Origin of the sequence: Phormidium sp. FACHB-1136 (assembly GCF_014697375.1) — a bacterium.
Lineage (GTDB): Bacteria > Cyanobacteriota > Cyanobacteriia > Phormidesmidales > Phormidesmidaceae > Nodosilinea.
On record NZ_JACJRS010000156.1, the window covers coordinates 1 to 8,101 of the forward strand.

At 57.7% G+C, this 8,101-nt stretch carries 16 protein-coding genes and 1 pseudogene; 12 read left to right on the forward strand and 5 right to left on the reverse strand.

The window, feature by feature from the left end:
• The 4 genes and pseudogenes from H6G62_RS25075 to H6G62_RS25090 form a co-directional block, all read right to left on the reverse strand.
• Positions 1 to 185: pseudogene (locus tag H6G62_RS25075) on the reverse strand (hypothetical protein); the annotation flags it as partial.
• A 2-nt stretch (positions 186 to 187) separates the two neighbouring features.
• Entirely contained in the window at positions 188 to 364 is a 177-nt protein-coding gene (locus H6G62_RS25080) for a hypothetical protein (RefSeq protein ID WP_190500304.1), read from the reverse strand.
• Positions 357 to 944, reverse strand: coding sequence for a hypothetical protein (locus H6G62_RS25085; protein WP_190500306.1), 588 nt, complete (start codon positions 942 to 944; stop codon positions 357 to 359). The genes H6G62_RS25080 and H6G62_RS25085 overlap by 8 nt, the downstream gene beginning before the upstream one ends.
• Positions 944 to 1,102, reverse strand: coding sequence for a hypothetical protein (locus H6G62_RS25090; RefSeq protein WP_190500308.1), 159 nt, complete (start codon positions 1,100 to 1,102; stop codon positions 944 to 946). Before H6G62_RS25090 ends, H6G62_RS25085 begins: the two co-directional genes overlap by 1 nt.
• Positions 1,103 to 1,400: 298 nt before the next feature.
• Here H6G62_RS25090 and H6G62_RS25095 point away from each other — a divergent pair, with 298 nt between their 5' ends.
• The 12 genes from H6G62_RS25095 to H6G62_RS25150 all read left to right on the forward strand — a co-directional run bounded on the left by H6G62_RS25095 (position 1,401) and on the right by H6G62_RS25150 (position 7,433).
• Positions 1,401 to 1,907 (forward strand): hypothetical protein, encoded by a 507-nt coding sequence (locus tag H6G62_RS25095; RefSeq protein WP_190500310.1) that lies wholly within the window; start codon positions 1,401 to 1,403, stop codon positions 1,905 to 1,907.
• A 66-nt stretch (positions 1,908 to 1,973) separates the two neighbouring features.
• Positions 1,974 to 2,135 carry a hypothetical protein gene (locus H6G62_RS25100; RefSeq protein ID WP_190500312.1) on the forward strand — a complete coding sequence of 54 codons (162 nt, stop codon included), beginning with the start codon at positions 1,974 to 1,976 and terminating at the stop codon, positions 2,133 to 2,135.
• Positions 2,136 to 2,137: 2 nt separating this feature from the next.
• The gene (locus H6G62_RS25105; RefSeq protein WP_190500314.1) at positions 2,138 to 2,317 is read left to right on the forward strand and encodes a hypothetical protein; all 180 of its coding nucleotides are present in this window, start codon (positions 2,138 to 2,140) and stop codon (positions 2,315 to 2,317) included.
• Positions 2,318 to 2,328: 11 nt separating this feature from the next.
• Positions 2,329 to 2,541, forward strand: coding sequence for a hypothetical protein (locus H6G62_RS25110; RefSeq protein WP_190500316.1), 213 nt, complete (start codon positions 2,329 to 2,331; stop codon positions 2,539 to 2,541).
• Positions 2,542 to 2,543: 2 nt separating this feature from the next.
• The gene (locus tag H6G62_RS25115; RefSeq protein ID WP_190500318.1) at positions 2,544 to 2,696 is read left to right on the forward strand and encodes a hypothetical protein; all 153 of its coding nucleotides are present in this window, start codon (positions 2,544 to 2,546) and stop codon (positions 2,694 to 2,696) included.
• Between the two features lie 27 nt (positions 2,697 to 2,723).
• Entirely contained in the window at positions 2,724 to 3,386 is a 663-nt protein-coding gene (locus H6G62_RS25120; RefSeq protein WP_190500319.1) for a hypothetical protein, read from the forward strand.
• The gene (locus H6G62_RS25125; RefSeq protein WP_190500321.1) at positions 3,370 to 3,612 is read left to right on the forward strand and encodes a hypothetical protein; all 243 of its coding nucleotides are present in this window, start codon (positions 3,370 to 3,372) and stop codon (positions 3,610 to 3,612) included. Before H6G62_RS25120 ends, H6G62_RS25125 begins: the two co-directional genes overlap by 17 nt.
• On the forward strand, positions 3,609 to 4,910 hold the full coding sequence (locus H6G62_RS25130; protein ID WP_190500323.1) for a hypothetical protein: 1,302 nt from the start codon (positions 3,609 to 3,611) through the stop codon (positions 4,908 to 4,910). Before H6G62_RS25125 ends, H6G62_RS25130 begins: the two co-directional genes overlap by 4 nt.
• Positions 4,903 to 5,442 carry a hypothetical protein gene (locus H6G62_RS25135; RefSeq protein ID WP_190500325.1) on the forward strand — a complete coding sequence of 180 codons (540 nt, stop codon included), beginning with the start codon at positions 4,903 to 4,905 and terminating at the stop codon, positions 5,440 to 5,442. Before H6G62_RS25130 ends, H6G62_RS25135 begins: the two co-directional genes overlap by 8 nt.
• 2 nt (positions 5,443 to 5,444) lie before the next feature.
• A complete protein-coding gene (locus H6G62_RS25140; protein WP_190500327.1) occupies positions 5,445 to 5,849 on the forward strand; it encodes an ASCH domain-containing protein in 405 nt (134 codons plus the stop codon).
• Positions 5,850 to 5,860: 11 nt separating this feature from the next.
• On the forward strand, positions 5,861 to 6,268 hold the full coding sequence (locus H6G62_RS25145; protein ID WP_190500330.1) for a hypothetical protein: 408 nt from the start codon (positions 5,861 to 5,863) through the stop codon (positions 6,266 to 6,268).
• Positions 6,249 to 7,433: a M23 family metallopeptidase gene (locus H6G62_RS25150; RefSeq protein ID WP_190500332.1), complete on the forward strand. Its 1,185-nt coding sequence runs from the start codon at positions 6,249 to 6,251 to the stop codon at positions 7,431 to 7,433. Before H6G62_RS25145 ends, H6G62_RS25150 begins: the two co-directional genes overlap by 20 nt.
• A gap of 192 nt (positions 7,434 to 7,625) precedes the next feature.
• Here the strand turns inward: H6G62_RS25150 and H6G62_RS25155 are convergent, their stop codons facing one another.
• On the reverse strand, positions 7,626 to 7,850 hold the full coding sequence (locus H6G62_RS25155; RefSeq protein ID WP_190500335.1) for a hypothetical protein: 225 nt from the start codon (positions 7,848 to 7,850) through the stop codon (positions 7,626 to 7,628).
• Between the last annotated feature and the right edge of the window lie 251 nt (positions 7,851 to 8,101).

An 8,101-nucleotide genomic window follows, 5' to 3' on the forward strand; every position in this document is an offset into this window, starting at 1 on the left:
TCACCCCGTAAGGCTTTGATGCCCTTCGACTCCAAAAAGCGTCCGGCGTTTCTCTGGGATTTCCCCACGCTTTCTGCCGCCTGGGTTTGGCTCATTCGGTAGCTGCCATCGGGCATTTGGAAGCCATCGACCGATAGCGGGCCGATCTGCACCGTGGCACGTTGGGCCTTGTCGTTGTTCGTCATGGCTAAGCGACCCTCTGTAACAAGGTTTCTACTACGCCCATTAACCGCTCGATGTGGCGACCCTGCATCTGGGCGGTTTCGTGCTGTTGGCGACTCAACTCTAGCTGTTGCGCCATCAATGTCTCGATACGGCCCAAGCCATTCTCGATCTGAGAAAAGGTTGCCTCTGGGTTAGCCATCGTTACTCTCCTCGGTGGGCAGTTGCCAGGGGTCTAGGCCAGCGTCTCTGAGTTGCTGTTCTAACCGAGTTACCCGTTCGCGCAGCACATCGGGCTCGGCGTAGGCTTCACCCAGGGCGGATAAGGCCGACTCGGTTTGTTGTAGCCGCTGGGTCAGGATGGCGTTGCGTTCAGACTCGCTACGCTCAACCCCAAAGGCCGTGTCAAAGCGACGCTCTAAGGTTTCTAGGCCCAATGCCGCCAGCAGGTTGTAAGCCTGTTTGTTGCCCCTCGAACATTGATAGAGCCAGAACGCAAACACTACGTCTAAAGGAAGAGCTGTAATGCGCGTCTGCCCACGCCCTTGTCCGGTAGCATCAACCTCAATTTGCTCAGAACTTTGTGGCGTATAACCACTGCCCTGCAAAGCCTTGAGAGCCTTTGAGCGCAAAAAGTTTGTAGCGTTCTGCTGAGAGGTATCAACCGCTGTTGCAGCGCTAGTAATGCTCATTCGGTAGCTACCATCGGGCATTTGGAAGCCATCGACCGATAGCGGCCCGATCTGCACCGTGGCGCGTTGGGCCTTGTCGTTTTGGGCCATTACTTGCTGCCCTCGCTGGGGGTGGCTGCACGTTTGCGGGCCTCAAGGGTGACGATAGCCGCTGCCAGGTTGGCAAGGGTTCTCACTTCCTCGTCTGCCCACTTTTCGAGGACTTCATAAACATCGTCCTCAATCGAGATTGTTAGCCGCTTAGTCATGCTTACCGCTTGGTTTTGCATGAATTGTATCGCCTCAATAAACGAGCAACTGAATTTATGTTAATGCCTTATGCGCTGATTATATGCTAATTGCATAAAATTATGCTATAACCATGTTCAGCCGTGAACGCCCCAAGAGACGAGACATAGAGGGCCGCTGCTGGGTAGGCAATGCCTAGACCCCTAGTTTTTATCAGCCGTTCAGCGTGAACGGGCTTTGTTCATAAGAGGTTTACCGATGACTGAAAATATGTCGCTTTCTGCGTTCTGCAAGACTCACAGGCTTTCCAAAGGCAGTGTGCATAAGTTCCTGAGGGGTGAAGGATTCGACACCTCGAAGGGGCTAACGCCTGAGGCTTTGACCGCTGCCAAGGCTTACTTTCTGGACAATCCCACCGAACCCACCGCTACCGCCATCACCCCCATGGTGATCGAGGTTGGCAACCACCGGGGGCAGCTTGCCTTACCTCAAGCCCCATCCGCCATCAACTTGGCCGATTACCGGGGTGATGTTGCCCTGACCAGCTTTGAGCCGGAAGACGTTGACCGCTTTCTGAGTAGCTGTGACGGGTTCCTAGAGGCCGTAGATGCCGATTACCAGCACCAACAGGCCATTACCCAACGGAAGGCCCAGCAGGCGGCTGCGGTGAAAGCCAAGGTTGAGCAGGTGAAGGAAGCCAGCCTGGTTTATAAGCTCCGTTCTGAGTCCTTGGCCCTGCACAATGCTGCCATTGATGCCCAGGTTCAGCGGGATATGTCCGTCTTGGGAAAGCCCCAACAACCTGCCGCAAGCCCCCAGCCGTAGGGGTTTACGTCGCCCTCGCCCTGGCGGGGGCATTGATCGCCATTTTGTTGTTTTGAGGATTTTCCCGTGAGTATTCAGGACGAACTGCGTGAACTCTACGAACACGTCCAAATCTATGGCCAATGGCACTGGGAAGCTGGGGACTATTGCAGCGAGGACGGGTTCCCCACCGAAGCCGAATGCTATGCCGATTTTGAGCAGTTCATCGCCACGTTGGAGGACAACTAACCATGCCGACCCATCCCGCCGAATTTGTCCTAGGCCAGCTCGTGCTGCTGTACCTAGAGGGCCAAGAATGCCGCAGCACCATCACCGCCCGTTGGTTTGACCCCGATGTTCTGGATTGGTTTTACGAAGTCTCTGGCCTTGCAGGATGCGAAATTCCGGCCTACGACGTTCATGCCCTTTAGGAGAGTCCACGATGCTCATCTTTACCGCTGACGATGTTCCTGACTGGGATCCGTCCGGGCCAGCGCCCAAGTCCTGCCTTGACTGCGTGAACTTCACCGACGATGCCCCCGACGGGTACTGCAAGCTGTCCGAGCATCCAGCGGTACAGCAGTTTGTCTGTGACCCCGCCACCTGGGAAGACGCCGACATGGCGCGTTGCCCTGGGTTTGTGGAGGACAAGTAGCGATGGATTCCATCATTGCCGCGTTAGAAAGCATCCTGGCCCAAATTCTCAACACAGAAACCAACAACCGCTACGAGGTGGATCAACTGAGTTCCGCCGCCACCTCGATTTTGATGGCCATCAACGTATTGGAAAACCTACAGAACCCGCCATAACCTGCCGTAACTCAGCGTAAACCCGTCATGATGCATCCACCCCCGCCTGTCCCGCTCAACTATCGCACCGAACGCCTGGAAACCGCCCCAGATGGCCCCATCCAGAACATTCACCTGGTCCCGTCGCCCTGGTGGCAGAACCGTCGTTACTGGGCGGTGGGTGGCCTGTCCGTCGTTGCCTTGTGTGGTGTGGCTTTTGCCGTTGCCCAATCGGCCAGAGTCGGTACCGAGGGCACCTATCAAAGCCAGACCCCAGGCCCAAACCTCGACAACGTTCTCGCCGCTGGCCAGCACCGCCTCGATGGGAACTACCACGATTCCCGTCTGGTGTTGGAAGAGGTGCAACGGTCGGTGCTAGAAAACGAAGCCTACCGCTACCGCACCGAGGCCGAGCGGGCCGTCAGGCTAGAAACCGACCCCTGCTTTGGTCAGCAGTTGATTTGTCCCCTGAATCGCTTCCAACGCGATGCCCAAGCGCAACTCGACCTAGCCAAGGCTGAGCGGGACTGGGGACGAGCCCAGGCGGCCTTGTTTCGAGTCAATGCGGTCGAGTTGGCCCGGTCGCTGCCTTCTGTACCGACAGACCCACCGATTAACTTGGCGGTGATCGCCATCGAAAACCTCGCCCAGTATCACGACCGCACTCACGCGCTATCGGAAGAGGTGAAGGCCCATGAGATTCGTGACTAACCTGGCCCGTTGGGTCGTTGCCCTTCTGAACCAGCAGACCCCTGAAACCCTGATAACGGCTGCTGTCGTGGTTCCCCTAACGGGGTGTGTGGGTTTGGCCCTGGTCTGGGTGTTGAGCCACATCCTACCCCTGTTGGCGGTGCTGTTGGTGGCCTGGGGTGCGCTGCTGCTGAGCTTGGCTCTGGTGAAGTTCGCCCAGCGGTTTCTATGGAGGTTCACCCGATGACATTCCCTGGTGATGCTTTGCTTTACACCGCCATCGGTAGCGCGGCCTTGGGCGTGTTCATGGGGGTACAACGTCCGGCCAGTAACCTCACCCCTGCTGATCTCGAAACCTTCGCCAACGGGGGACAGATTGAGTACCGAGTGACGAATCCCTACCTGCCCTTGGCGTTGGTGTTTGGGCTAACGTCGGTGGGGTCTGGTCTGGCCTGGGCGATGAAAGGACAAGCGCCTGCGGTGGCGATTCGACAGACCGTGCCTACTCCGGTTGCGCCTGCCTGGGACGGTTCCGTACCGATGCCCACCGGAAGTCAACCCGATAGTTACCGTGTGGGAAACCCCGCCACCATCTTGGCCCAACGCCTCAGACCCACGTTGATTAGCGCTAATCCCAGGGTCGGCAAGGGCGTCACGGTGGCCCATGCCTACCGTCAGGCGCAGGCCAACGGTGCAGCGGTGTGGGTCATCGAACCCAAGTATCATCCCAAGGAGCATTGGTATTGGGAGTCGGCTGACCAGATCCTAGGGTTCATGGCCGATGAACTCGAAACCAAAGACGCTATCGAGGCGATGCAAGACCAGATGCAAGCGTTCATCTTTGCGTGGCGACAAATTCCCACCCGCCCCAAGGTGCTCATTATTGACGAGCTGGCCATGCTCAAAGTCACGTTCAAGACCTGGTATGAGTCGTTCCTTAAGCCTCAGTTAGTGATGGAGTTGTCCTCAGGCGAAACGGACGACCGTGCCTTATGGGCCATGACCCAATCCAGCCTAGTCGGTGATATTGGAGTGAGTGGTGGGATGCGCTCAACCTTCGACCTACTCACCTTGCAGACTCCCACCAGCCAAGGCCACCTAGAGAGTTTACGAGCCTCGGATAAGACCATTCCCGCCATCGATGACCCGGCTCTCTTTGAGCGCTCCTTTAGTCCTAAGCAGGCCGTCTTCTATCACAGCGCCCTGGATGAATGGTTGCCGATGGTGGCCTACGAAGTGCCGAAACTGGAACCCCAACCGCCAGAACCTGGTTATGCCCATCGAACTCAGCCTGAACAAAGCCCAACCGCAGACAGCACAGGGGCTGTGGCCTTACCCCGAACGCCCGTTAGCGAGTTCGTCGAGACCTCAAATGCCCCCGACTTGGCCCTCATCCTCTCCGTAACCAACGCCCTATCCCAAGGGCTGGGTCGTAGCCAAATCATCAAAGACGTTCTCGGCTACAAAGGCCAGCGCTACCAGCAGGGGGCCGAGTTGTACGACCGCATCAAATCCATCATCGAGGAGAACAGTACCCATGAATAAGTCCGCATCGTCTAGCGCCATCACCCCCGCCCGTGGCCCGCAGACCATGGATGCCCAAGTCATCGACATTACGCCTAGCCCCGTCCAACGCAGCTCCCTTCAGTTGGCCCCCAGGAATACGATGCAGTCCAACATTCAAGACGGGGGCTGGTTCGATGCGACTCAGGGTAAGCGCAAACCTGTATTCGTTATCAGCCCTGCCACCGACCCCTGGAGCATCTTTCCGGTGTTGCGCTCTGGTTTGTCCTGCCTACGCAACTATCCCCTGCAAACGATGGGCGGTGCCTTCATCTCGGTCTGGGGTGGGTTGTTTGTCTTGGCCGCTGGGCTGAACATGCTGCAAGGCAATGCCGTGAAAGCCAATGGAGACCTCTGGAATCCTGTCGTGGCTGGGACAAACTTCGGGGCCATGTTGGTGGTGCCGACTCAGAGTATTGCCGGAAGCGCCCACAAGGTTTTGACGGGAGAGGAACGGATGGGACAACCCATTGAAGTACGGCCCTACACCAGAGCCGTAAGGGTAGGGGAATAACCATGGTTGCCTACAATTTCAAACCTCAGTTTGCACCTCTGATCGCGTCCGGGCAGAAGTGCCAGACGATCCGAGCCTTGGGCAAACGTCGCCACGCTCGTGCGGGTGACACCTTGCAGTTGTACACCGGACAGCGGACGCGAAGCTGTCGAAAACTGCTGGATACGGTCTGCACTGACGCCATCTCGATTGTCATGCACCCCCACAAGATGGGTGAGGTCGTGACGGGCCTCAGTATCTATCTGGGCCATGCCGAATGTGCCTTAGACGCCGCCAGTGTGGATGCGCTGGCGAAAGCTGACGGGTTTGAATCGATCTCTGAGTTTGTCGATTTCTTTAGGGAACGCCTGCCCTTTGAGGGTGTGCTGATTCAGTGGCGACCCCCATCTAAGGTTAGGGAGTCATGATGGTTTGGCGCATGAGAACCCGTCGTCTGGCCATCCTGGCCTGTGCCATGGCGGGGGTGGTGTTTCTAGATCTGCTAGAGCCAGGGCGGGGGCGGTTTTGGAACCCAATCCACCAGGGTCGAAAGGCCATCGTTGCCCAACAAGATAGGGCAGACCGTGACGCCCGCCGGGTGGCCCCCGATGACGCCCGCCTAGCAGGATGCACCGACGTTAATCCCAATTCGCTGAACCTCGATGCCGCTCTGGCCGACCTACGACGGGCCTTGGTGGGTGAGTCCGAAGTCATCACCCTGGTTGCCCTCGGTGCCCCAGCCTGTGCTCTGGGTGAGGGTGGCTACCGCTGGCTCCTCGACAATGGCCTTGCTGTCGATGTGACTGTGCATGAAGGAACCGTAACCCATGCAGAACTCAGCCGCTAAACCCCATTGGACCGACCTGCCGCCGACCTGGCGCTGGGTGATTGGTAGCGCCATCCAGGCCGGTGACGTGGTTCTCAAACTCAGTTGCGTGGCGCTGATTGGGGCATCCGGTTGGGTGATGTTGGATAAAGACACCAACGACCGATTCACGCTACGCAGGGCTATCCCGATGGTCAACGCGGCGGCCCAGGGACAAACCTTTGCCTCGCCTATCGTAGGGAAGTCGTTGCAAGACCTGGTCGATTACAAACCTGCTTTTGGTCAAAGCTTCGGGCCTGAAACGGGCAACCAACGCCGCTATGGCCCCCACGGAGGGGTTGACTTTGATTGTCGAGTCGGGGGCTGTGCCGGGGCTGATGTCGCCAGTCCCATCGCGGGCCACGTCAGTGCGATTCGTAAGATTGGCACCTCCGTCAACGGGGCCAGCTATCAGATTCACATTCAGGGTCAAGACTGGCAAGGGGCGGTGGAGCATCAGCTTGTTCATGTTGATTCCATCCTGGTGGCGATAGGCGATATCGTCACGGCTGGTCAGATTATCGCCAAGGTCAGCCCGACCGATAGTGTTAGCACTGGGCCGCACCTGGACTGGAAAATCAAGCGTAATGGGGCATGGGTCAATCCGCAGACCTGGGCAGTCCAGGCCATTAAACAGAACGAGGCTAGATCCGCACCGGGGCAACCTATTCCCGATGATCTCCTCAAGCGAGCTATTGGCCGAGCTGAGGGAACTCGCGACGCCAACGGCAACCCCACCCATGCCTTCTTTGGCCATCGTGATCCGGGTTGGTCGGGGCGGTGCCAGAACCAGGGCACATTCTCCTATCAGCACTGTGCCCCATCGCCCGAAGCCGCAGACGCCTCTTGGTTGGGCACCTTAAGGAAAGCAGAACAAGACATCCAAGCTCAAGCGCAGGCTAAGTTCGGACAACCCTTGTCGCAGGCGGCCCTGGTTGCCGCGTTAGACGGCTACACCCAATCGCCCAACGCTGGAACAATGTTTGTGCGCCATCTGCCCACCGTAGACCCAACCCCGCAGCAGATTATTCAAGCCCGTACCGCTGCCCTCCAGGCCAGCCGCAGGGCCAAGGGTGGGCCACCGATGAATGTGCCTGCCGACCAGCAGCGACGGGTGAATGCGGTTCTAGAGCAGCTAGGCCGATAGACATCACCCCAAACAAAACCCCACCTAGCCAGCGCGGCCAGGTGGGATTCGCTCTCTGAGGTGTTTCAAACGTGGCGCTGGCTTTATGGTGCCCAGGACGGGGGCCGATCTATCGAGCCTAAGCCGATGGGCTGAGCTACTACAAGCCTACGTCTGACCTTGCTCGTCTTTGCCCCTGCAAGGCCCATGGCTCTAATGTTCGACCCTCCGCTCATCGTCCTGAGCGCTGTCGATCTCTATCAGCCCTCGTCCGAGTTGCTCGATCAACTCACTGGCCGACAGACCCCTGCGGCTAGCCAGTGCCTTAAACCCTTCCCAGCCTTCAGGCGTCACCATCACCTCATGGCGTTTCTTAGGTTCTTCGTAATAACGCTGACGAGGCTTCAAGTTTTCACGACTACGGGGGTTGTAGGGCATCGTTCACGACTCACGATAGATGAGTCAACCCTAGAGCCAGAATAGTATGCGTCAGGGGTTGACAATTCACAATATCATGGGCATACTGATTTTTGTGACGGGCACACCACACTGCCCCACGCCACAGAGCCGCACCCCAGCGGGATACCAATCGGGTGACGGGCCGAATAGCGGCCAAGACCAAACCCAACCTCTACACGGGACACCATCATGCAAGCTTTGTCCTACGTCGATCTTCTTTCCATCACCGC